Here is a 23,001-nt window from a genome sequence, read left to right on the forward strand (position 1 = left end):
AGAAATAGCGCAGAGATAATCCGGCTTCCCGGTAAAGCAAAATAAGACAGCAACAAAACAGCAGAGACAACTATGCCACATAACATTATCGAGTATTCATCCGAGCTGGAGCCTCATATCCAGGAGATCATTAAGGCAGTACATCTGGGCTCGCTCAATGCCGCCCTCTTTGACGAGCAGGATATCAAAACCCGGGCACTTGCCTATCAGCATGCCAAATTAGGGCAGGACAGCCGGTTTTTTATTCATGTCCAGGCCAAACTCCTGTCAGGACGCAGCCCTGAGCAAAAAACCTTGCTGTCACAGGCCATCTTAAAGCAACTGAGCAAGCTGGGCTTGAGCGCCATATCCCTGACGGTGGAAATTTTGGATATCGACAAAAACAGCTACGCCAAACAGGTGGTTCACGTTTAAAAACCCGGGCAGCGATTCACCCATGAATTAAATTAAAGGAGAGAAAACGTATGAATTTAAATCAAGTCACCCTACCCGTTGACGATATGGAAAAAGCGGCAAGCTTTTACCGGAAAATGGGCTTTTTACAAATAGTCGATACCCCGCACTACGCCCGTTTTGAATGTCCCGAAGGCGGTGCGACCTTTTCCCTATCCCTGGAAACAGAGAGCTTTACCAACAAAACCACCATTTATTTTGAACATCAGAAGCTGGACCAGCTGGTCGAGCAGTTAATAGCCAAAGGACTCGAGTTCAGCCAGATGCCCCGGGACATGTCGTTTTTATGGCGGGAAGCGATTTTATTTGATCCCAGCGGTAACAAAATAAAACTTTACTGGGCCGGAGAAAACCGCTTAAATCCCCCGTGGCGTGTTGAAAAAAGCGGCTAATCGGCCAAAAATCAAACTGACAACTAAGCTAAATAACTGCAAACAAAGCCAAGAGTAAATAGCCCGGAAAAAACAGAAGGACGACCCCGGCAAGCTGCTTCACGTCAGAGCTGAATAACTGGAAACTTTATCGATTAAGAGGCAAGATAGACAGCCTGCGCTCAAGAAAATTTAATCCTTGGTCGCGTAATAGTAAAGAGTCCGGTTAAACACTCAAACTCGTTGATATAAAAATCATAATATAAATAAAAGGAAGTTTCATGCAGCAATATCTGTTTAAATTTATCATCGGCTTTAGCCTGCTACTGGCCTCCCTGGCCAGCAACGCAGAAAGTTATATCTATCTGACCAACAATACCGAACAGGAACTAACCCTGGACATCAGCCAATACGGCGCTGCCTTGAACAAAGGCGAGCACTGGAAACAGCACGCCACCAAAGTGCCTCCTTTGGCCACAGTGCGTTTTTTGGAAATGAACCGGGATACCGGCATCACCTGGGGCGAAGACTTTTATTTTGATACCCAGGTGACCAGTGAAGACGGCAGCAGCACGGTTTTGCGGCAAAAGCTCACCGGCACCTGGAATTTCAGCTCCATCTGGCACGGTATGGACGACAGCCCCTGGTATGACGACAGAAATATCCATACCATTACCCGGGACTTTGTCACTGCCGATACCTCAATAGCGGTCAAAGCAGAGTCGGCCCGGGTTAACGGCGACGACTTTTATTATGTCATTCACCCCAAGGCGCAATACCCCAGCGTAGGACAGAGTAACAACTTTAAAGTACTGGCCTACAATGTCTGGGCCCTGCTGCCGGGCATAGTGTCAAAAAGCGTCGGCGAGCGGCTCAACCTGCTAACCAAAGAACTGGACGGTTACGATGCCATTGTCTTTTCCGAGTTATTTGATAACAGCAACCGCAGCGACTTTTTAAACGGCCTGAAAGGCGAATATCCTTACCAGAGCAAAGTTGTCGATCGTAGCGGCGCGCTGGAAGACGGCGGCGTACTGATTGTCAGCCGCTGGCCGATAGAAGCAGAAGATCAAATCACCTACAACGACTGCGACGCGGACGATTGTATTGCCGCCAAAGGGGTCATTTACGGGAAAATCAATAAACAGGGCAATATCTACCACCTGTTTGGCAGCCATACCCAGGCCTGGCCGGAGCCGAACAACCAGACCACGCGGGCCAACCAGTTCCAGCAAATGTCAGATTTTATCACGGCTAAGGATATCAGCAGCGATGAGCCGGTGATCATCGCCGGAGATCTCAATGTCGATAAGGCAAACTATGAGCAGGAATATATCAATATGCTCAATATCCTGCAGGCGGAAGAAGTCAGCCGCAGCGGCGGTTACCTTTATACCGCCGACGGCAATGTCAACGCCTGGACCTCAGGCACACCGGAGATCCTCGATTATGTCTTGTATTCTACCCGGCACTTAACACCGCTTGAGTCAGAAGCCAGGGTGGTGACGCCGCGCAGCATCCACAAGGATGTTTTTACCAAATATGATCTTAGCGACCATTTCGCCGTCAAGGGCGAGTTAACCTTTTAGCACTAATATAACAGCGCCGGTATACTGCTACCGGCGCTGCTCTTCAAGATTTCTCTTTTTAGATGACTTTTCTACAAATAGCTGAGCCAGACCTTTTCCGGATGGCGGCGCTTGTAATTGTCATACCAGTGGCACAAGGGATACATCAGCAAGACAATAAAGATCCAGATCAGATAAGTACTGGTGAGATCCACGCCATAACCGCGTAATTCCGTCACCATGCCGATAAAGTGATCCAACACCATCACAGAAGCATCATACCCCTGCAACACCGCCGCCAACATAGCGCCGAGATGGATAACATACAGATGCAGCAGATAATAAAACATAGGCACCCGCCCTATCTTGATCAGGGGCACAGTCCAGCGGCCTTGCACTTTTTCCAGGGCGGCCAGCAGCAAAAAGGCCGGCCCCAGGGTTACCAGCAGATATAACAGCGACGGCGGATATTTACTGACATTAAAAAATGACATCAAACTCATGGCCGGCGTTGCCATCTGCTGCCATAAACGGGCATCGCCATAGAGGTTAAAATAGCGTAATACCAAAAACGTCAATATCGAAAAAACGGCCAGCTGACATAATAATTTCAACCGGTTTGCCTGAGCAACGTCCTGGCGGTAAATGCGGCCAAAATAATAGCCCAACAACATCACCCCGGCCCAGGGCACGATGGGATAGGCAACCACCAGCGTCATATCATCAAAACGGATCACATCCCTGTGGTGCAGGAAAATCCAGATATTTGACCATAAAGTGCCCAGCTGCGGGCTGACACCATCAAGCAGGTTATGACCGGCCACCATCAGCAGGGCCAGGCTAAATCCGAGCTTGTGGGGTAAATGAATAAAGCCGGCAAGTAAGATCATGGATATGCCCAGCACCCAGATCACCTGTAAATTGGTTTCCGTATAGTAAATATTAAAGTCCCAGCCAAATTTGACTAAGGTCACTTCCAGGATCACCAGCCAGATACCCCGTTTAATCAACCAGGCCGACAAATCTTTTCGCGGCATTTTTTGCGCCATAAAAAAAGCCGAGGTACCGGCTAAAAAAATAAACACAGGCGCACAAAAATGGGTGACAAAACGGGTAAAAAATATCGCCAGCGAGGTTTGCTCCAGATCCATGGGGTCGTAATAAAAAGTATCCCTGAAATAATAATCCCGGACATGATCCAGGGCCATCAACAACATGACCACCCCGCGCAAGATATCAATAGACTCGATTCGATTTGTTCTCATATACAACCTCCAAATGGTCTCCGCCCGGGTAACACAGTCGGGCAGATAAATAATCCTTTATTCATTTGGCCACAGCTAAAAAGTGGCCGAACAAGCTAAAACAAAATTAACAGCACATTAGATCCATGGTTATGGAATTGATCAGGGGCAATTTAGGCAGGAAAAGTCGGCAGACGAAATTCAACAAACATAAAATCCCTTTATGTATATAATCTTGTTGGGCTAAGATAACAGGCAGAGCATGAATTTCAATAGAAATCAGGCGGTAACTTAATTTCTCTTATGAGCAAACCTTTACTGTGCTGTTTGCTGCTGAATTTACTCACCGCCGATATCGTATTTGCCCGGCAAATAACAGATAGGCCCCAGCCGGCAACCTTGGTTTTTTCATCCCCGGACGATCCCCTTGCAGAACTTTCTGCCCGCATACTCAACCGGGCATACCGGCGTTTAGGTATCCAAACCCAGGTACTGCAACAGCCTGCCGCCAGGTCCCTTGTCAGTGCCAACAGCGGCCAGCTCGACGGTGAAGTGAACAGAATCGCCGGCATCAGCGGGAAATATACCAATTTACGCAGGATCCCGGTGCCGATTAATATCTTAGAAGGCAGCATGTTTATCCGCTCAGGCACCCTGGCACCGGATGAAAAAAGCGGTTTATCCACCTATATTATCGGCTTACGCCGGGGGACTAAATTTGCCGAGCAATATACCCGGGAAATGAAACGCCAGTTAGTGGTTAGCAATAAGCAATTATTTTTATTGTTAGCCGGCGGCCATATCGATATCGCAATCACCTCAAGCCTGGAAGGCCAGGTCGCCATTAACAAATTACAATTTAAAAACATCAAATTACTGCAGCCGCCCTTTATCAAAAGACACTTATATCACTATCTGCATAAAAAGCATCAGGCGCTGATCCCTCAAATCGCCTCTATTATTGAAGCCATGAGAGAAAGTGGCGAAATTGAGCAGCTCAAGGCAGAATATCTGGCAGAGTTTTTATAACCGTTAACATGAAATCACGACAAAATAAGCGCAAATGCTTTATGCCGCTTCCACCTTAATCAGGTGATCATCAACGGCACCAAGCAAAGGTTCCAGCTGCGCCGGAGCCCCTCTGAGCCAATAGTCGATATGCTCAGGTAAAATCAATAACGGCATACGTTTATGATATAAAGCACAGAGATCATTTGGCTTGGTTGTCAGGGTAACCAATTGATTGGGCTGTCCGGCAAACCACAAGGCCGCCATAAACAGCGGTTGTTCCCGGGCATGAGTGAACAGAAACTTTTCTTTTTTATTGGACTGGCTGTCGGTACGCCATTCATACCAGCCGGTCATGGGCACCAGGCAACGGTTAGTGGCATAGGCCTGTTTAAACGTGCTCTTTTGCGCCGCCGTTTCAGCCTGGGCATTAATCAGCAGGCGTTTAGCCCAGTCCGGCTTGATGCCCCATACCAGCTCTCCTTGCTGATAGCTGTTACCGTCGGCGGCAATGGCGGAAATAAACTGACTTGGGCACAGGTCGGTATTAGTAGTTGTACTGTAACTGATCCCCAGCAAGTCACTGACCCGGGCACTTAAGTGCTCATTGATAACACTAAAACGACCACACATATCCTCTTCCTAACTTATTCAATGCTATTGCTTATGAATTTCACCGGTTTGTTCATCAACAAAACCATGGCACAAATAACCCGGTATCGGGCGTTTTTTCTTGTTTATCTGCAGAAAATGCTCATAACCGACGGAAAAAGCGAAAGGATTGGCATTATAGTCGGCATAATACTGATCCCGCCCCAATTTAGCTTCACTGACGCCGGAAGCAAAACCACTTAAAAAATCAGATCGGTTATTGAGTAATATAGTTGTTAAAGCATTTTCGTCGGCCACCAGTTCAAGCACGCCTTCGTCAATGAACTTATTGACCACAGAGGGATTAAAAACCCCGGTGTATTGCTCGGTTTCAGGATCGTAGCCAACGGCACTGGCGCCAATGTCTGAGCTTGTCTGTGTTTTTGCCTCCATTAAGGACACAAAAAACTCTCTTACTTTTTTTGAAATCAATTTATATATCCGGTTTATTCTTCCTGCCCCATTTTATCAAAAGCTTAGCCCGGATCCCAATAACGAAAAGCAAGCCCCTTCCCTACTATCCATGACCCCTCGCATACAGCCTGAATGTCGCCGCTCTTTGTCATCCATGACACCGCGGCATACATACACCCTGAATTTCGCCGCTCTTTGTCATCCATAACACCGCGGCATACATACATCCTGAATGTCGCCGCTCTTTGTCATCCATGACACCGCGGCATACATACATCCTGAATGTCGCCGCTCTTTATCATCCATGACACCGCGGCATACATACATCCTGAATGTCGCCGCTCTTTATCATCCATGACACCGCGGCATACATACATCCTGAATGTAAAAAGCCCCGAAAGCGGGGCTGTTATTTTGGCGGTCAAACCACAATTTTTACAGCCAGGTGTTGGCTGAAAATAATCAGGTGCAGTGAAGCACGTGAGCAGATTCTGGATAACACTTATAATCAAAAGTGAACAGACAAGGTTCGCCGGATAAACCGCCTCCGACTTGAGGAGTCATTTCAGCAGGCAAACGCTTTTTATCCTGAGAAAGGTTTTTTAACTTCTTTTTATTTAATTTTAATTTCATTTCAATATCCTTATGTTTCTGTTATTTCTTTAATATTCACAAATAGATAGCTCATTATTTGCAATTTTCAACATAGCCAGCACTTGATGCCAAGTCAAGAAAAACAAACATTTATTTAACATAAAATAAACAGTCGACTTTTTATCAAAAATCTTTGCCTGAACTTTTCTGATAAATGATATAGTTATTCGTTGATTTGCCCTTTGCCAACCTAAAAGGAAAGTTATGATAGATTTTCGTTCAGATACCGTAACCCGTCCCGATGCCAAAATGCGCCAGGCAATGGCCAATGCCGATGTCGGTGATGATGTCTATGGCGATGATCCTACGGTGAATGCCCTTGAAACCTGGGCGGCTAAGCGGCATGGTTTTTCGTCAGCCATTTTTTGCAGTTCAGGCACCCAGGCAAACTTGCTCGGCCTGATGGCGCACTGCGAACGGGGAGACGAGTATTTATGCGGGCAACAGGCCCATAACTACAAGTTTGAAGGGGGTGGCGCTGCGGTATTGGGCTCAATCCAGCCGCAACCGATAGAAAATGAAAAAGACGGTACCCTCTCTTTCGACAAACTGCGCGCGGCAATCAAACCCATAGACCCGCACTTTGCCAAAACCACCTTACTCAGCCTGGAAAACACCATTAATGGTAAGGTGCTGCCACTCGACTATCTGGCCAGAGCCCGGGAGTTTGTCAATGAGCATGGCTTAAAGTTACACCTTGACGGTGCCCGGGTTTACAATGCAGCCAGTGCATTAGATGTTGATATTATTGAGATAGCAAAACATTTTGATTCCATGACCATCTGTCTCTCTAAAGGCCTGGGAGCACCGATCGGCTCTTTATTGTTAGGCTCAAGCGAGCTGATTGCTAAAGCCAGGCGCTGGCGCAAAGTGCTCGGCGGCGGCATGCGCCAGGTAGGCATACTCGCGGCGGCGGCCGAGATAGCCCTGAAAGAAAATCCTAAAAACCTGGCGCTGGACCATGAAAATGCCCGTTATCTGGGTAAACGCCTTAATGAAGTCACAGGCTTTGCAGTCAACCTTGAACATATTCAAACCAATATGGTATTTGCCAAAGTCAGTGGTGATATAGAAATGAAGGCATTAGCCGAACAGTTAAAAGCCAAAAACATCCTGATCACAGCAGCGAATCCCATGAGGCTGGTAACCCATGCTGATGTCCAACAGGCGGATATCGATATTTTTATCAGCGAATTAACCTCCTTGCTCAGGAGCTAATCCAGATAAAATGAAGCCGCCGGGGAGAAGCTTCCCCCTGGCGGCCCCGCAAGGATACAGGTTATATCAACAAAGCCAGGTTAATTCAGCAAAGTTAATAGCTGGCTTTCCAGTTCCGCGCTAAAGTCGTCTTTACGAAAAACTATCTCCCCCCGGCGGTTTATCACCACCACATAAGGGTTTGCAAAGACCTGATAGTCGGTAAATATTTTATTTTTCCGATCCCAGATACTCGGCGCCGTAATGGCAAACCTTTCGATATAACGTTTTACATGAGCTTCATCAACATAGTAACCCTTCACCACTTGCAACCAATCCAATTTGTCGGCATATTTTCGGGCCAGGCGATTAAACTCGGCGATTTCTTGCTGACAATTGGGAAAATGCGGCAACGGACATAGGCTGTCGGCAAACATCAGCACCAGCGGCTTATCGCTGCCACCACTATAATCAAACGCTTTTTTATTTAAAGTTTGCCCATGGATGCCGGGCGCTTTGATTCCGGAATTCTCATGAACTGCCGGTGCCAATTCCGACGCCGATAAACGGCGTAAATGGTCGTGCAAGTTGTTGGCATAAACCGGCTTAACCAGGAAAAAGCTCAACAGCAGCAATAAGCAAAACAGCATCAACTCCATCGCCATTTTTCCAGCCGGAGCTTTAGCATTAAGCATTAAATGTTTCATTCGCTCTTCTCCTTAATCGCCGCTTCTTGCCCGGCAAAGGCTAAGACTGCCATCTGCGGCTGAATATCGGCGGCGCTTTGGCTGTAAAACTTCACCTTACCGTCTTGTCCGATCAATACCTGGGTCGGCTGGTGCCAGGCATTAAATAAACGGGATATTTGATGGTTTTCATCAAAAATCACCGGATAATCAATACCGAGATCTTTGGCCGCTTTTGTCACTGTCGCCAGGGTACTGTTCATGGCAGGGGCCAGCGCGATAAATTCTATCTGCTCCTTATATTGCTGATATAAGGCCAATGACCGGCTAATGCCCTGCGGCCGGTAAGGATCAAAAAACAGCAGATAAAGCGCTTTATTTCTTAGGATTTCTTCGCTGTTAACCGCTTCTCCTTTAATATTTTCACTGTATAAAACCGGGGCCTGGCTGCCGCTTTCAAGCTCACCGGCGGCAACAGCCGCCGCCAGGCTAAAGGTAAACACGGGTAAAACCATTTTAAAAAACATCATTCTCTCCTGATTGCTTCCGGTTAATCTTTGATTACGTTTAGTATTTTTTGCTGTAAATCGTCGGTGATCAGCGCCGACCTATGGATAATTTTCCCGTTTTTATCAATCAGGATATGCTGCGGCGTACCGGTGACATGAAATTTTTCGACCAGCTCCCCCGCCGCATCAAAACTAACGGGTACCGACAAGCGGCGCTTTTCCATAAACTTATTGACCCTGGCAATGGAGTCGTTCATGCCGACATTCACCGCCACCACATCAAGCTGCTCGCCATACAAGTCTTGTACCTGCTGCAGGTGCGGCATTTCTTCTTCACAATAGCTGCACCAGGTTGCCCAGAACTTAAGATAAATCGGCTTAGTAAGCGACTGCTTCAATACCAGCGACTTCCCCGCCAGTGTTGTCAGGGCAAACTCAGGGGCTTGTTGACCCGCCAGTCCTTGCCCGGCAGCTGCCGTATAACTGAAACTTGAGATCAGCAGCGCTAAGCTCAGTACTAATCCCCCCTTTTTTCGCACAGCCCGGGGGACATTTTTTCTTTTGCTAAAAAGGTCATTTTTCATTGCTTTTTCCTTTGTTTCTTAAAGTTAAAATAAGTTATTTCCACCGCTCTTCGACGTCCTGTATATAAAAGTCAAAACAGGAGTTTTCCCGCTTCGGTCAGAAAATACTCTCCGGTTAAAACCATCAACAAGGCCATAAAAATTTTGCTGATATTGAGCCAGCGCCCGGACTTGGGTAAACGGGAGAACCATTGCGAAGAGAAGGCAAACAGCAGTAATAGTGAGCCCAGACCGTAGGCAAAGATCACCATCAATACTCCGCCATAAACCAGGTCGCCCGTTGTTGCAATATACATAAGCAACATGCCCAATACCGGTGCCGTGCAGGGAGCCGCCACTAAGCCGGAAGCCGCACCGATAAAAAATAATCTCAGGTAGGGATTCGTCAGTTTTCTCAGCCACTGCTGCCCCGGATACCACAGGGGGATTTTCAGGTAGCCCATCATAGACAAGGCAAAGATAAAACAGAGGTTGGCGATCAAAATATAACCCAGCGGAGAAGTCGATATTTCACCAAACATTTTGCCTGTGGCCGCAGCAAAAATACCCAGGCTGCCATATACCAGTGCCAGCCCGGCAACATAAATCAGCGGACCGAAAAATTTTCCACCGGTACTTTTACTGCCTGCTTGATGACGGGTTTCCAGGGAAAATACACCCACGGTAATGGGGATCATAGGATAAACACATGGCGTGGTGCTGGTGAGTAAACCGGCAAAATAAACCATGACCAGACTGATAAAGGAAAATTGTCCGGCGCTTAAATATGCCCCTATGCTTATTTCTATAAAGGTTTCCATAACGGCTACCAACTCGTGAGGTAAGATGGCGCCAGTATGGGGAAAAGCGAGATAAAACTTATGCCTGCAAGCTGATATTTACCTTATATTTTCCTGAAATTTAGCTAAAAACCCGCTGTACTCCTTATCATTGCTGGCTTTGTCAAAAATCACAGCCGAAAGGAAGAAAATAAAAAAATACTGTTTTTCCCTTGCTCCGGCGGTATCATATCGGCATCTATCGCGGCAATAATTCCGGTTAAGCTGACAGGCCAGAGCAATACATGCAGAGTTACCAGTTTTCTATTTTTACCTACAATCCGGATACCCGTGAATTAAGCTGGCAAAAAGATCCCTCAGGCAACCGGGAATCGGGCAGCCAGTATTTAAGAAAAAAAGTCGCCGACGTGCTGCTCTATTTATTAGAAAAGCGCGAACGGGTTGTCAGCAAAGATGAGTTATTACAAAGCATCTGGCAGCAGGGAGAATTCAGGGAAAACTCGCTGCTGCAAAGTATCAGGGAGTTGCGTAAATTATTTGCTGAATCCGCCCAGTCACCGAAATTTATCCGCACCGTGCACTTGAAAGGTTATCAATGGATTTATCCCCAAGTCGCGTTAATTTCACCGGTAACAGAAAAAACGGAACTAACCGGAACTTCAGCTGAGCAGAGTGAAAACCAGCAACAAGCCGCGAAAAAACAGATAAGCACAGCAGAAGCAAGCCTTTCCCCTCTGCCTGGCCGGCAAAATAAACTTGGACTTAAAACAAAAGTAACGGCTTTTCTGGCACTGACTTTCGTCCTCTTTATCGCTGTCTTTCTCTGGCCGACAAAAGACAGCCCGCAAATGTCCTTAGCCGCCGGCAAGGCCGAAGTCGCGGTATTACCTTTTATCAACGACACCGGCGACAGCAAGCTGCAATGGCTGGAACTGGGCTATTCCGACATGTTTGCCCAGGGGTTAAGAAAATTTATCCCGCTACAGGTGATTCCCAGCTATCACTTGCAGGGGGCAATGGCGATACGCCAACTGGATAAACGCTTAAGCGACAGCGAACAGATTTCAGGTTTGCTTGATAGCATCAATGCCAAATATGCCATTGCCGCCACCATCAATAAAGACGGTAAAGCCTTACGTTTTAATTATCGCATCCATGATCTTAAGGGAGTTTTTGCCAGCGGCAGTATCCGTTTCCCTAACCTGCCCTCCTCCTTACCGTCCTTGATCAGCCAGGTGGCACAGCATTTAAGCACAAACCAATCTCCCGATGGCAAAGCGGCATTAGCGCTTTTTAAAAACAAAGAAGCACAGCAGGATTATGCCAAGGGCACACAGGCGCTGCAGACCAAAGGGGCCAAATTAGCCAAGCATTACTTTGAAGCTGCCTTACTCAATGAACCCGGTAATCTCGCCGCCACCGTTAAGCTGGCCGATACCCTGTCCCTGCTGGCAGAGTTTGAACAAGCGCAAACCTATTATCGGCAATTACTCGCGGCCCCGGCATTATCACAAGATGCCTTTCTTGGTAGCAGCGTCTATTTAGGCCTGGCAAAATTATTGATACAACAGCACAGACTCGACGAAGTCGAGGCGTTACTCGGGCAGGGGCTGGCATTAACAAAGGATAAATCCCTGCGTTATCAAAGAGCACAGTTAATACGCAGCAAGGCAAAATACTTCCAGCTATTGGGGGATAACAAACAAAGACACGCCTTGCTGGGTCAGGCAGATGAATTAAGCCGTCCTTTCACCTCGCTGCAAAATGAAGCGGATGCCTTATATTATCTGGGCAGTCCCACCAACATCGGCCTGGAAACAGATCCGGATATTAATCTCAGGCAAAACCAGCCCAAACTGGAACAGGCGCTGAAATATTACCGGGAGTTAGGCAACAAAAGAGGCGAAGCCCTGACCCTGCTGGCTATTGGCCAAAACTACTACTTTGATGTAAAAAAACGCCTTGAGGCACTGGAGCAGGCAAAAGCCTTATTTATTCAAACCGGCAACCGGCTTGATTTAATCGATACCTTAAATTATTTCGGTTACTTCTTTATTCAATATCACAAGGGAGATCTGGCCCGTCAGGCACTTGAACAGGCAATTCCTTTGCTCGACCCCCTCAATGATCCCCACAGGGCGCAACGCAGCTACTTTTTTTATGCTTTTTCGGCCTTAGATCAAGGCATAAATAATGAAGGGAGCCGGGCAAAAGCATTTTTAGCCAGCGCCATCAAAGGCTTTAAGAGCAATATCGAAAAATATGCAGCTATCAGCTCCGACTCAATCACCGCCGACAGTCATTTATTATTGGCCTGGGCCTATTCAGAGTCAGGATTGTCGTCACAAGCCATCGAACATATAGAGCTGGCGCTTGAAACTTACCAGCAACAAGGCTATCCGGTATCCATCCGATATGCCCAGGTCTCGTTACTGGACGAATACATTAAGCAGCAACAATGGCAGAAAGTCGTCTCCCTGGCCGCGAACGTGACCGACAGTTACCTGGCAAATATTTATTTAGCACGCGCTTATTATGAACTGGATAACCTCTCACAAGCCCATCAAACCCTTATGCTCACAAAAACAAGGTTTAGCAACCGCTGGAGCCTGGCCGATGAAAAAAGGTTATCCCTGTACCATCAGGGACTGAAAAATGAGGGTAAATTCAAACTTGAAAAAATCATACTGGGTGAAGAAATGAGCTCTCATCAAAACTACTGTGACGATTTATGGAATACCGAAAATATCGACAGCGTCATTCAATTAACGACATCGGCACATCAAAAGTAACAGCCTTAGCTTGCTCACCATAGTTTGCCCGCAAGACAAAATATTCGGGAAGAGAGTGTTAAAGCATAATTTCAGAATACCCGAGCATTATGCTTTAAACAACAGGACACAAGCCCCCGTCCGGCAGTTAACCCAAAGGATTAGCCTTTTTCAGCCAACTGTGCGATTTCAGCTCTTTTCAGCAAGGCCAGTAAATCTTCGGGGTTGCGGTAGCCGGGTAATAACATGCCATTTTCCAGTACGATCGTAGGCGTACTGTCAACACCGGAGCGCACACCAAACTGATAATGCTCTTCTATCGGCGCCTGACACAAAGGTTGCTGCTCGGCTTTGCTGCCCCCCGCCTGCATCGCCGTCATCGCCGACTGCTGATCTTTGGCACACCAGACACTGGCTAAATCCTGAAAAGCCGGTGAGCGCTGACCGCCCCTTGGAAAAGCAAGATACTGCACAGTGATGCCGAGGTCATTATACCCTTGCATCTCCTGATGCAATTTACCGCAATAACCACAGCTGGTATCGGTGAAAACAGAAATACGGTACTTTTCATCTTTTGCCGGGAAAGTCACTAAGCCGGACTCAAGCTTATTGATACCGGCAACCCTAAGCTGGGATAACTTCTGCTCGGTTAGATTAACCGGTCTGTCAGATTCGATATTGAACAAATTCCCCTGCAGCAACTGTTTACCATCATTGGAGACATAAAACAGTCCTTGCCCGGTGACAACCTGCATAAAACCGGGAATGGTAGACTCACTGACTTCTTCTACCTGTAAATTCATCGCCGCCAGGCGCTGCGTGGCAAACTCGGATAAGTTTGCCGCCAAAGCGTTACCCGTTAAAAAAACCGATAACAGTAATGCTAGTTTTTCCATACGCATTTTCTTTTCTCCTTGTTGTTATAAGCTGGAATTCGTGACAATAATCCGGAGTATACCCGATATCTTGCCGGAAAAGGCAGCTTTATCAATTACATTTATTTTACAAAATATGTCTAAATATAAATCAATAAACTGGACAAGGTTCAATCAAGGAAGGATAAGGGGAAGGCAGGATTGGCAAGAGCGAGCCCTGATAGCTGAAACACCATCAGGGCTTGTTAAAAAAGTAAGGAAATTAAAACTTAAAACGCGACACCAGCTCGTTTAATTGCAGCGCCATATCCCTGAGATCGCTGCAATCGTCGGAGGTTTGTTTAACCACCTCACTGTTTTCCCGGGAAATGTCGGCAATGGCGGTCACATGGGGATTAATTTCCCCCACCACCTTAGACTGCTCTCCGGTTGCCGTCGCTATCTGCAGGTTCATGTCATTCATCACGGTAATGTTATCCGCTATGCTGTGGATATGATCACCGGAATAACTGGCTTCCTGCTGGCTGTTGCTGCTAAGCTCGGTACTTTGGGCAATGGCATTGACCACCTCACGGGTTTTTGTCTGCAGCTTCTCGATAATGGTGCGGATTTCTTCGGTCGACTGGTGACTGCGTGACGCCAGGGTTCTGACCTCATCCGCCACCACGGCAAACCCGCGCCCCTGCTCGCCGGCACGGGCCGCTTCAATGGCGGCATTTAACGCCAACAGGTTGGTTTGCTCGGATACGCTGCGGATCACTTCCAGCACGGTATCGATAGAGTTGGCATCTTCCGCCAGCTGGCTGATGGTGGTACTGGTGTTCTGTAACTGCTCACTCATCTCGGTGACACTGGAAATAGTCTGCTGCACCGAATCGCTGCCCTGCTGCACCGCAGTATCGGCAGTCTGGGCATTTTCCGCGGCATTATTGGCACTGGCGGCAATCTCTTCCGCGGTCATGCCCATTTCATGCATGGCGGTAGCAATCTGTTCGATTTTTCCCACCTGCTCGACAATATCCGACTCCATGGTTTTTGCCTGGTTATCGATACGCTCAATGGCGCTATAAAGTTCATTGCCTGTGCTGGAGACCCGCTGCAATAACTCGGCTAAATAGGTCACAAACTGGTTATAACCTTTGGCCATACGCCCGGCTTCATCATGACGGCTGTCATCCAGGCGCTGGGTTAAGTCGCCACCGCCTTTGCCTATCTGCTCCAGCATTTCAGCCAACTGGCCAAACGGCGCAATCAAACGGTGAATAACCCCGGCGCTGATCACCACGGAAATCACCGCAATCACCAGTCCCATCACCACCAGGGACCAGGTCACTTCATCCAGGGCACCGAACACTTCTTCGGTAGGTACTTCGGCAATCAGATGCCAGCCGATGGCAGGAATATAACGACTGGCCACCAGCATCTCGACACCATTATTTTCATATTCGGTGGCAGCAAAATCCGCTTTAGTCAATAAAGCACCGGCATCTTCCACCCCCAAACTGGTAATGTTTTTACCTATATACTTGGTATTGGGGTGAAGTTTAATCACCCCTTTTTCATCGGCTAAAAAGATCAGTCCCTGCTCGCCGATACGGTACTGGCGGATACTCTGGGACATATTTTCCAGCGACAAACCAACCCCGGCAACGGCGCTGGGACTGCCGTCAACCTTCATCAGGTAATTAATAAACAAGGTCGGGATCTGGGTCGCTTCATCCACATCCAGGCTGAGTTCATATTGCTGGCCGCTGCGCATAAAACCATAAAACCACTGATCCTTGTCGCTGTCTTTTGAAAGGGTTTTAAATAAACCGTCCGGGGTAAAATATTGGCCGGTTCTGGCGGAGACATAAAAAGCGGTGATGGAATTAAATTCATTCTTAATCTGGGTCAGATAATCGGCGACTTTGCCATGTTCGGCTTCATTTTCACCGCTGCGGATAAACTGCTGGTAATCACTGTTAGTGGCCATGACCTGTGATACCGTGATCGGCAATAGCAACTGGGCATCAAGTTTGTTGGCAACTTCCCCCAGCGCCGCAGGTAATTCACGCTCCAAAGTCCCTTCAAGAATAATCGAATGACTGGATCTCAACGCAAAAACACTGACAAGAAGGATAGCCAGCACCATAAAAACTAAAGTGGTTAAAACAACTTTGCGGCGAATATTTAATTGAAACATAACACCTTTCCCTTACATCCCTAACAGCATAATGATGATTGCCGGCCAGAGCGGCAATCATGGCTACAACTAACAGATATCAGAATTGATCTTAGAAGTGATATTTAACCAGTAAGTTAACATTTCTTTCATCAACGCCCTGGACACCAAATTTGTTGTTCCAGTACACATACTCGACACCGAAATAAAGTTTTGATGTTAAGCCAAGCTGTGGCGCGACGTCATATTTTAACTGGGACGTCATATTAAAGCTGGTGGCCAGTTCATCATTGCTTGAGGCGTAATCAATAAAGCCGTCAAAATAAAGCGCTCCCAGCGGCAAGCCCCACACCAGGGTGGTTTGATAGTTGTCGTCGCCTAATTCATTTTCTCTGTGGTAAACATTGGCCTGGAAAAAATCAAAGCCCGGGATTTTGATGTCTGAGCCAAAACCCGCCAGATAGTTGGTAAAACTAAAGCCCTCTCCTCCTTTGGGGGAAACCGAGTCCATTTCCACCATGCCGGCAAGGTAAAGACTTGTGACCACACCGTTATCCAGATCTGTCAGCTTATAACGGGGCTGCCACTCGGCATAGGTTTCATTATCGCCGTTATCGGATTCCAGGCGGTCAACAAATAAGAAGGTGTCGCCCCAACTGGTGCCGGCAACATGTTCAAAGGTATATACCTTCCTGTGTTCATCCCCTAACTCATAATTACTGCCATTCAAATAAGTTAAGCTAAAATCTGACCAGTTGGTCTTAGCCTGGGCATTGGCCCCCACAAACAAGCATAAAAATAACGGTAAATATTTCATCAAAAATCCTCAAAGGTAGGTAATAAAAAAGTTGTTTAATTCGTTCCCTGATTAACAGGCTAACTTAAGGCCATAATAATGAGTGACTTAGCCAAGTTATATTTTATTTTACGATACAACAACACTAAAACCTGCAAATTTTCCAACAATAACAACAATTTTATCCAAGCAATCATTTCCTATAACATAGCATTAATTATTAAATAACAATTTAGATAACTGATGCTGCTTCTTATCTATCGACAATTCCGGCGATAAACTTGAGAAAATTGTTTTTAATATGCTATGCCTTGCCTTTTTTTTGCTGACATATCTCCAGCATCCTGCGGTTATATTCCGCCATAAAGGCAAACTTTTTCTTCATCTCACCCCTTTGCTTTTCCTGCTTGAGCACATCTCCCGTGCCCTTCATCGGTTTATGGCCGCACAATGCCAGCGCTTTTTTGCGCCCGGCGCCGCTAATCCCCGGTAATACCAGGCTACGTCCGGTGCTGGCATATAAGCGAAAATCATGATTTTTCAACGCCTGCTCTATCGCCTGCGCCACTTCACTTTTTGTTTTTTCCACCGGCCCCGCCACGTTATTTTTGCTGCACCCGGATAACAATCCAACGAAAAGAATCACTATCAACGATTTCATTCGGCCCCCGCTCTCAAGCTCCTGAGATTTAGTAAAGCAAGTAAAAACAATAACCAGGCAGCAGCCCCTCCCGAAGAGCCGCCACCGCCACCACTGGCCGCACTGACACTTATGGTGACATTTGCCGAGGCTTGGGCGCCTGTCGAGTCACTCAAGGTATAGGTTAAACTATCAGTGCCGGTAAAATCAGCAACGGGCGAATAACTCAATTTATTATCTACAATACTGACCGAGCCGCTGCCGCTATAAACAAAGCTATCAAGAGACAAACTGTCGCCGCTATCGCTATCTGTGTCATTGGCAAGCACATCCAGTGCATTGGCGCTGCTATCTTCGTTGACGGTAAAACTGTCATCATTGCCGTCGGGAGCATCATTGACCTCAGTGACCGAGATGGTTGCACTAAATGTTTCGCTGTCGATATTCCCCCTCGAAGCGATCACAGCGACACTGAGTTCGCCGCTATAATCGGCATCGGGCAACACCTTGTTTCCTTCGACACTATAATTTTCTCCGTCCAGCACCCGGATACTGTCGGCACTGAGTCCGCCATAGGTAAAATGCGCTGTACTCAGGGTAATGTTGCCATCTTCAGCCATAGTCAAAGTCTGTTGCCCGACAATGATCAGCTCTTCCACGCTGTCACTGATCTCCAGGCTAAAATCCCCCGCACTGATAGCAAAAAAGATATTATCAACACAAGAGATCCTGACCCGCGCCTGGTTTGAACTCAGGTTAGGCACCACCACTTCGGCGCTGCCGTCATTGGCGGTATTTTCCAGCAAGGTGGTGAAGAAACTTGTCCCGCCGTCAACCGATAAATCAATATTGACAGCATCACAGCTAATAGGCGCCTGCGAAGTCGATGCCGGATTCCAGCTCACCTGCTGGATACTCGTACTCCACTGACTTGAGACGCCCGGTTCGGTAACAGCAAAAGCCTCTGCAGTATCAATAACATTGACCGTCATACTGTCGGTGGACACCCCGCCGTTATCGTCGCGCACCACCAGGCGGAAATTCAACTCCCGGGTGGTGGTGGCATAAGTTTCACCTATCGTGGTCTCACCATCGAGAATATCCGTTAACCGCGGAAAAGTACGGCTGCTGTCCGAAACCGGCGACCAGGCCCGAAACAGCGGCCTTTGCCCGTCATCAACCATCTGATTGACATTGCTGCTGGCAGAGCCGAGATCATATTGCTCCCAGCTGTAACTTAAGCTGTCACCACTATCCTCATCACTGGCACTGCCTTTAAGGATAAACGGGGTTTGCGCCGGTATGCTGTAGTCCGCCCCCGCATCGGCAACCGGGTCGTTATTGGCCAGCACTTGATCACTGCCGCAGTTACTGCCAAATCCGGAAATGATAAAGGCAGAAATTTGACTGATGGAATGGGTATGAAAATAGGCATCTGAGTTAGATTGCAAATTCTGATTAGTGCAAATACCGGCATAACCCATAATGGTAGAAGCACTGCCGGGCTCATAGGCAGCATCGGCTTCGCGATTATCATCACAGGAACCGGCCAGGCCGTTAAAGGTATGATCGGCCCTGAACTGGTGGCCGATTTCATGGGCGACAAAATCAATATAAAAGGCATCTCCTTCGGGGGAAGGACTGCCGGTAATGCCGTCACCTTTGCGCGAGTCGTTACAAACCACGCCGTAACCGGCCAGCCCGCCGCCATCGGTATTAACGACATGGCCGATATCATAATTATCACTGCCGATAGCCTCATTAATCACAGCGGTATTTAAACCACCGTCGAAACTGTCATTGGCAAATGGATCGCTGGCGGCATCGGTGTAAATAATGGCATCATTGTCCGCTACCAACTCCAGAGATATCGCCAGATCCCTCTGGTATACAACATTCAGGCGGTTGACCAAAGTGACAATGGCGGCCAGCGCCAATTCCTTGGTGCCGCCATGATACTGGGTATATTCCCCGGTGGCAGAGATTGCCAGGCGGTAGCTCCTCATCCGGGTTTGCGCCTGCCGGAGCTGGTTTTCACGGTTTAAAAAAGCAAGTTTCTCATTTGTTTGCCCCGGCTCTTTTTTCGGGGAAAAACGCGGCATCAGCCCGGCAACAGGCAGTTGCCTGTTTTTATGGCTGTAACTGGCATAAACCTCATCTCCTCCCGGGCCGTTTGTTCGCTGGGGATCGATATAAACCGTCACCCCCTCATAGCGAAACATGCCGTAAAATCCCCGGGGGCTGATATCAAAACGCCCGTGGTTGGCAGGCTTATCCAACTGATAGCCGCTAAAGGTACGGATAGCGGGGTACTTTTCCAACAGGCCTGGCGCCGCTACCCGGGACGGAGTTAAACGAAAATCCGCTTGCAAACCGTCAGGCAAAGGCAAAGTGATCACTATATCTTCCTGGCCGGTCAGCAATAATTGCCTTAACGGGACAATATCGACCTTAAGTTGTCGGCTTTTGCCGGGGGCGGAGGAAAAGAGACCGGGTGTCGAGATATCTGTCCACTGAGAAAATTGACTCAAAGCACGGTTTTCATCACCGGCAAAGCTTGAAAAAACCGCAAACAGCCAAAAGCCAATGGTTGACAGCACCTTATTGGTATTATTATTCATCTACTGAGTCGTCCCTATTAATGATAACTTTCACTATAGTTGCTAGTTATTAGGAATACCATTTCACCAGCTAAAACAAAACCTTAAATTACGGTTTTACAAAAATTCCGATAATCCCCCGCCCCGGCAATAATTACCGGCCGAAAAGCTGTATAAATTTTCACCCGGCAAATATCAGCCAGGAAAAAAATCCAGCCCGTTTTTTTCCTGCAATCAAACAAGGGGCCAAAAAATAAAATTTCTTCACCTTCCGTCACTGATGAACTGGCCAGACATTAGAGTGAATACTTAATACACGCGCTCAAATAACAACCCACAACAGATCAAAAAACGTTCAAGATTTCCCTTGTTGTTGCCATTTAATAATGCTAAAAATCTCTAGCACCACAGGTAAGAGGTTTGACCTCAAACCTGTGGCAAATATAAAAATAAAACATATAAAAACAAACAATTACAAATTATTGAAAATGCAACGAGGAAGACAATGTTGAAAAAAACAGCAGGAGCAATCATAGGTTGCCTACTGGCCTCCAGTCCGGTATATGCAACCCAGGGACTCGCCTTTGTCCACGGCACAGGCTCCCAGACAGACGCCTACAATGACTACTGGACCGGGGACTTTGTTAATTCTGTCAGCAAGGGCTTAGCCGATGCCAGCAAATACACAGTGATCAACTGTGATTTTGACCAATACATGTGGGACGAAAAAGCCGCAGGCTGCCTGGCAGACCAGCTCAACAGCTTTATCAGTCAGCAAAATATCACCGACCTGGTCCTGGTCACCCACTCCAACGGCGGCAATGTCGCCCGCTGGATCTTATCCAATCCCACTTACGACAGCCGCTATCCCGGCATCATCAGCAAGATCAGTAAAACCATCGCCCTTGCCCCTTCCAGCGGCGGCACTCCGCTTGCAGATGCGGCGATACAAGGCAATGTGTTTGAGTCCACCCTGGGCTGGTTATTGGGCTACGACTCGGATGCAGTCATACAGCAACAAGAAAGCTGGATGGCTTATTACAACGATACCTGGCTTTACGGCACCAGCGGACGCCCGAGCCTGCCATCCACCTTTAAATCCGTGGTAGGCTCAGATGTCGACTCGGCCATCTGGGACAGCGACAGTTACTGCGGCGGTTACCAAAACCAGGTCGCACTGGAAACCACGCAAAACTGGCTGGATTCCTGCTCCGACGGCTTCTTAAACTGTTCTTCCCAAAGCGCCGCCGGCACCACCTGGTTTAAAGACAAAGACAAAACCGACGGCAGGGAGCCGCTCAGCCACCAGCAAAGCCGCCGCACCTGTTTTAGCCTGGACAAAATAATAAGAAACGATATCTAAGGGACAAAAATGAAATTATCTAAATTAACCATCGGTCTGTTAACTGCAACCAGCATCATGCTCTGTGGGCAACTGAGTGCTTCTTCCTTAGTGAAAATCGGCGACAGCGTAAAAACAACGGAACAAGACTTAGTCACTATCGCTTTACCCGAGCACAAAGTAGAACAACAAGCAGTACATTACAGCCAGAGAATCAGCGCCGACAGCCAGCTGAAACTGGCGCCGCAGGCCTATAACAGCAGCAGTGATGAATATTGGTTCGAAGTCAGCGGCAAAGAGCTCAATCGCGGCATAGCCGTCAACGTCAGCCAACCGGGGGCACTGATCCGTTTATCGGGCAAAAGAAGCACCGCCATTGACAGTGCCATGCAATCGATAGATCCGGCACATCTGGAGCTGAGTAAAGATAACAACAAACTAAGCAGCCCTTTTAGCCAGTCGGTCAGCCAAGAGCAACTGGCCACTGCCAATATCTTCCCCAACTCCAGCGCGGTAAAATTAAACAAGACGCTGGGAACAGGCAAGTTTAACCTCAGAGTGACCCAGGCCCTGGATAATAACCAGCGCTATATCATCAATGTCAAAGAGAAAAACTCGGCTCATAAACTGCAAGTGGCCCTGCCCAAGCAAAGTTACTTAAGCGGTGAAACCCTGCACTTTAATGCCGGTATCTACCGCGGTGAGCAGGTATTAGCCGACAGCTCTCATCAGGCCTTCATTAAACTGCCTTCCGGTGAAAAACAGCCGGTGAACTTGACGGTAAAAGACGGTCAGTACCGGGTGGAAGTACCGCAGGGACTCGAAGCGGCGCCGTTAGGAAAGTTATATGAACTACACCTGAGCTCCCAGGCCACGGATAACGGCACCCGGATAAAACGCAACGGCAAAGTTGCTTTTGCCGTGGCCAGGCAAACCGCACAGCTGACAGGTGAAGCTGAGGTGCTTAATGATCAGGCCCTGGTCGCCTTAGAAGTCGCCAGCGAAGGCCGCTACGAAGTCAGTGCCCTGGTTTCCGGTACCGACAGTCGCGGACAGCTCACCCGGGTAATGTTAAGCCGCTCCGCCTATTACCTCGAGCCCGGCAGCCATAAAGTCGCGCTAAACTTTGATACCGCTATCCTGGCGGATGCCGGTGTTAAAGCCCCGTACAAGGTGGAAAACCTGCGCCTGATGGATCAAAGCCGGATGGCCCTCTTGGCTCAGCAATAAGGGCTTAGCCCTACCGGAAAAAATAACGGCTTAAAAACTTAAGCCGTTTTCTGCTGATGGCAAAATGAAAACTTTTCATGATGCCATTGATCTCCTTATTTCCTCCCAATAAATCCCTTACACTTACATTGGTAAAATAAGCCCAAAGTAATAAATGGTAATACCCCAAAAGCACTAAATAAGGTAGTGTGATGCTATCGCCTGGAAACGCTTTCCTTGTGCTTAGGCATAAGGTGCCGGGAGATAGAATTTAACCCCCCCGGATTTATCACGGTTATCCCTCTGATTTACGGAAGTTAACACCTACAAACAAGCGAAACAGAAGTCCCCAAAGGACACTCCCGGTTCAGCCAGGCAAGAATAAAATGAATTTTTCATCAACAACACAGACTAAAAAGGAGGCAAACTTAATTGATTAAGCCCTCACCATTAATGGAAAAGCAGTAAAAGAATGAGTGATAAATA

General features: G+C 47.6%; 21 protein-coding genes. 8 read left to right on the forward strand and 13 right to left on the reverse strand.

The features are described from left to right. Positions 1 to 72: 72 nt before the first annotated feature. The 3 genes from SG35_RS22525 (at position 73) to SG35_RS22535 (ending at position 2,413) form a co-directional block, all read left to right on the forward strand. Complete coding sequence (locus SG35_RS22525) at positions 73 to 414, forward strand: 5-carboxymethyl-2-hydroxymuconate Delta-isomerase (protein WP_044830386.1); 342 nt, start codon at positions 73 to 75, stop codon at positions 412 to 414. Positions 415 to 464: 50 nt separating this feature from the next. After that, positions 465 to 845 carry a VOC family protein gene (locus SG35_RS22530; RefSeq protein WP_044830387.1) on the forward strand — a complete coding sequence of 127 codons (381 nt, stop codon included), beginning with the start codon at positions 465 to 467 and terminating at the stop codon, positions 843 to 845. A 260-nt stretch (positions 846 to 1,105) separates the two neighbouring features. Continuing rightward, positions 1,106 to 2,413: a sphingomyelin phosphodiesterase gene (locus SG35_RS22535; RefSeq protein ID WP_044830388.1), complete on the forward strand. Its 1,308-nt coding sequence runs from the start codon at positions 1,106 to 1,108 to the stop codon at positions 2,411 to 2,413. A 71-nt stretch (positions 2,414 to 2,484) separates the two neighbouring features. Here the strand turns inward: SG35_RS22535 and SG35_RS22540 are convergent, their stop codons facing one another. After that, a complete protein-coding gene (locus SG35_RS22540; protein WP_044830389.1) occupies positions 2,485 to 3,657 on the reverse strand; it encodes an acetyltransferase domain-containing protein in 1,173 nt (390 codons plus the stop codon). A gap of 282 nt (positions 3,658 to 3,939) precedes the next feature. Between SG35_RS22540 and SG35_RS22545 the strand changes: the two genes are divergently transcribed. After that, complete coding sequence (locus SG35_RS22545) at positions 3,940 to 4,665, forward strand: substrate-binding periplasmic protein (protein ID WP_044830390.1); 726 nt, start codon at positions 3,940 to 3,942, stop codon at positions 4,663 to 4,665. Between the two features lie 39 nt (positions 4,666 to 4,704). Here SG35_RS22545 and SG35_RS22550 read toward each other — a convergent pair whose 3' ends face one another. The 3 genes from SG35_RS22550 to SG35_RS22560 form a co-directional block, all read right to left on the reverse strand. Beyond that, positions 4,705 to 5,277 (reverse strand): SOS response-associated peptidase, encoded by a 573-nt coding sequence (locus tag SG35_RS22550; RefSeq protein WP_044830391.1) that lies wholly within the window; start codon positions 5,275 to 5,277, stop codon positions 4,705 to 4,707. Between the two features lie 24 nt (positions 5,278 to 5,301). Beyond that, a complete protein-coding gene (locus SG35_RS22555) occupies positions 5,302 to 5,688 on the reverse strand; it encodes a hypothetical protein (RefSeq protein WP_236702500.1) in 387 nt (128 codons plus the stop codon). 483 nt (positions 5,689 to 6,171) lie between these two features. Then, complete coding sequence (locus tag SG35_RS22560; protein WP_160298200.1) at positions 6,172 to 6,342, reverse strand: hypothetical protein; 171 nt, start codon at positions 6,340 to 6,342, stop codon at positions 6,172 to 6,174. A gap of 225 nt (positions 6,343 to 6,567) precedes the next feature. Here SG35_RS22560 and ltaE point away from each other — a divergent pair, with 225 nt between their 5' ends. Continuing rightward, positions 6,568 to 7,581: a low-specificity L-threonine aldolase gene (gene ltaE, locus SG35_RS22565; RefSeq protein ID WP_044830393.1), complete on the forward strand. Its 1,014-nt coding sequence runs from the start codon at positions 6,568 to 6,570 to the stop codon at positions 7,579 to 7,581. Positions 7,582 to 7,661: 80 nt separating this feature from the next. On the opposite strand, the gene SG35_RS22570 is transcribed toward ltaE, so the two are convergent. From SG35_RS22570 to SG35_RS22585, 4 genes are all read right to left on the reverse strand, one after another. Further along, positions 7,662 to 8,267 carry a TlpA family protein disulfide reductase gene (locus SG35_RS22570; RefSeq protein WP_044830394.1) on the reverse strand — a complete coding sequence of 202 codons (606 nt, stop codon included), beginning with the start codon at positions 8,265 to 8,267 and terminating at the stop codon, positions 7,662 to 7,664. Then, complete coding sequence (locus tag SG35_RS22575; RefSeq protein WP_084692414.1) at positions 8,264 to 8,776, reverse strand: peroxiredoxin family protein; 513 nt, start codon at positions 8,774 to 8,776, stop codon at positions 8,264 to 8,266. Before SG35_RS22575 ends, SG35_RS22570 begins: the two co-directional genes overlap by 4 nt. A 20-nt stretch (positions 8,777 to 8,796) precedes the next feature. Continuing rightward, positions 8,797 to 9,339 carry a TlpA family protein disulfide reductase gene (locus SG35_RS22580; protein WP_053042717.1) on the reverse strand — a complete coding sequence of 181 codons (543 nt, stop codon included), beginning with the start codon at positions 9,337 to 9,339 and terminating at the stop codon, positions 8,797 to 8,799. A 71-nt stretch (positions 9,340 to 9,410) separates the two neighbouring features. Then, the gene (locus SG35_RS22585) at positions 9,411 to 10,139 is read right to left on the reverse strand and encodes a cytochrome c biogenesis protein CcdA (RefSeq protein WP_053042718.1); all 729 of its coding nucleotides are present in this window, start codon (positions 10,137 to 10,139) and stop codon (positions 9,411 to 9,413) included. A gap of 263 nt (positions 10,140 to 10,402) precedes the next feature. On the opposite strand from SG35_RS22585, the gene SG35_RS22590 reads away from it, so the two are divergent. Then, a complete protein-coding gene (locus SG35_RS22590) occupies positions 10,403 to 12,910 on the forward strand; it encodes a winged helix-turn-helix domain-containing protein (RefSeq protein WP_044830396.1) in 2,508 nt (835 codons plus the stop codon). A 140-nt stretch (positions 12,911 to 13,050) separates the two neighbouring features. Here SG35_RS22590 and dsbC read toward each other — a convergent pair whose 3' ends face one another. The 5 genes from dsbC to SG35_RS22615 form a co-directional block, all read right to left on the reverse strand. Then, positions 13,051 to 13,785 (reverse strand): bifunctional protein-disulfide isomerase/oxidoreductase DsbC, encoded by a 735-nt coding sequence (gene dsbC, locus SG35_RS22595; protein ID WP_160298201.1) that lies wholly within the window; start codon positions 13,783 to 13,785, stop codon positions 13,051 to 13,053. A gap of 241 nt (positions 13,786 to 14,026) precedes the next feature. Continuing rightward, complete coding sequence (locus SG35_RS22600) at positions 14,027 to 15,949, reverse strand: methyl-accepting chemotaxis protein (protein ID WP_044830398.1); 1,923 nt, start codon at positions 15,947 to 15,949, stop codon at positions 14,027 to 14,029. A 91-nt stretch (positions 15,950 to 16,040) separates the two neighbouring features. Beyond that, the gene (locus SG35_RS22605; protein WP_044830399.1) at positions 16,041 to 16,745 is read right to left on the reverse strand and encodes a nucleoside-binding outer membrane protein; all 705 of its coding nucleotides are present in this window, start codon (positions 16,743 to 16,745) and stop codon (positions 16,041 to 16,043) included. A gap of 283 nt (positions 16,746 to 17,028) precedes the next feature. After that, positions 17,029 to 17,385 (reverse strand): hypothetical protein, encoded by a 357-nt coding sequence (locus SG35_RS22610; protein ID WP_044830400.1) that lies wholly within the window; start codon positions 17,383 to 17,385, stop codon positions 17,029 to 17,031. Then, complete coding sequence (locus SG35_RS22615) at positions 17,382 to 19,985, reverse strand: reprolysin-like metallopeptidase (RefSeq protein WP_053042719.1); 2,604 nt, start codon at positions 19,983 to 19,985, stop codon at positions 17,382 to 17,384. The genes SG35_RS22610 and SG35_RS22615 overlap by 4 nt, the downstream gene beginning before the upstream one ends. 484 nt (positions 19,986 to 20,469) lie before the next feature. Between SG35_RS22615 and SG35_RS22620 the strand changes: the two genes are divergently transcribed. Together SG35_RS22620 and SG35_RS22625 are read left to right on the forward strand one after the other, a co-directional pair. Then, on the forward strand, positions 20,470 to 21,327 hold the full coding sequence (locus SG35_RS22620; RefSeq protein ID WP_044830401.1) for a lipase family protein: 858 nt from the start codon (positions 20,470 to 20,472) through the stop codon (positions 21,325 to 21,327). 9 nt (positions 21,328 to 21,336) lie between these two features. Beyond that, on the forward strand, positions 21,337 to 22,536 hold the full coding sequence (locus SG35_RS22625) for a DUF4785 domain-containing protein (protein ID WP_044830402.1): 1,200 nt from the start codon (positions 21,337 to 21,339) through the stop codon (positions 22,534 to 22,536). The last annotated feature ends 465 nt before the right edge of the window (positions 22,537 to 23,001 follow it).

Origin of the sequence: Thalassomonas actiniarum (assembly GCF_000948975.2) — a bacterium.
GTDB classification, from domain to species: Bacteria; Pseudomonadota; Gammaproteobacteria; order Enterobacterales; family Alteromonadaceae; genus Thalassomonas; species Thalassomonas actiniarum.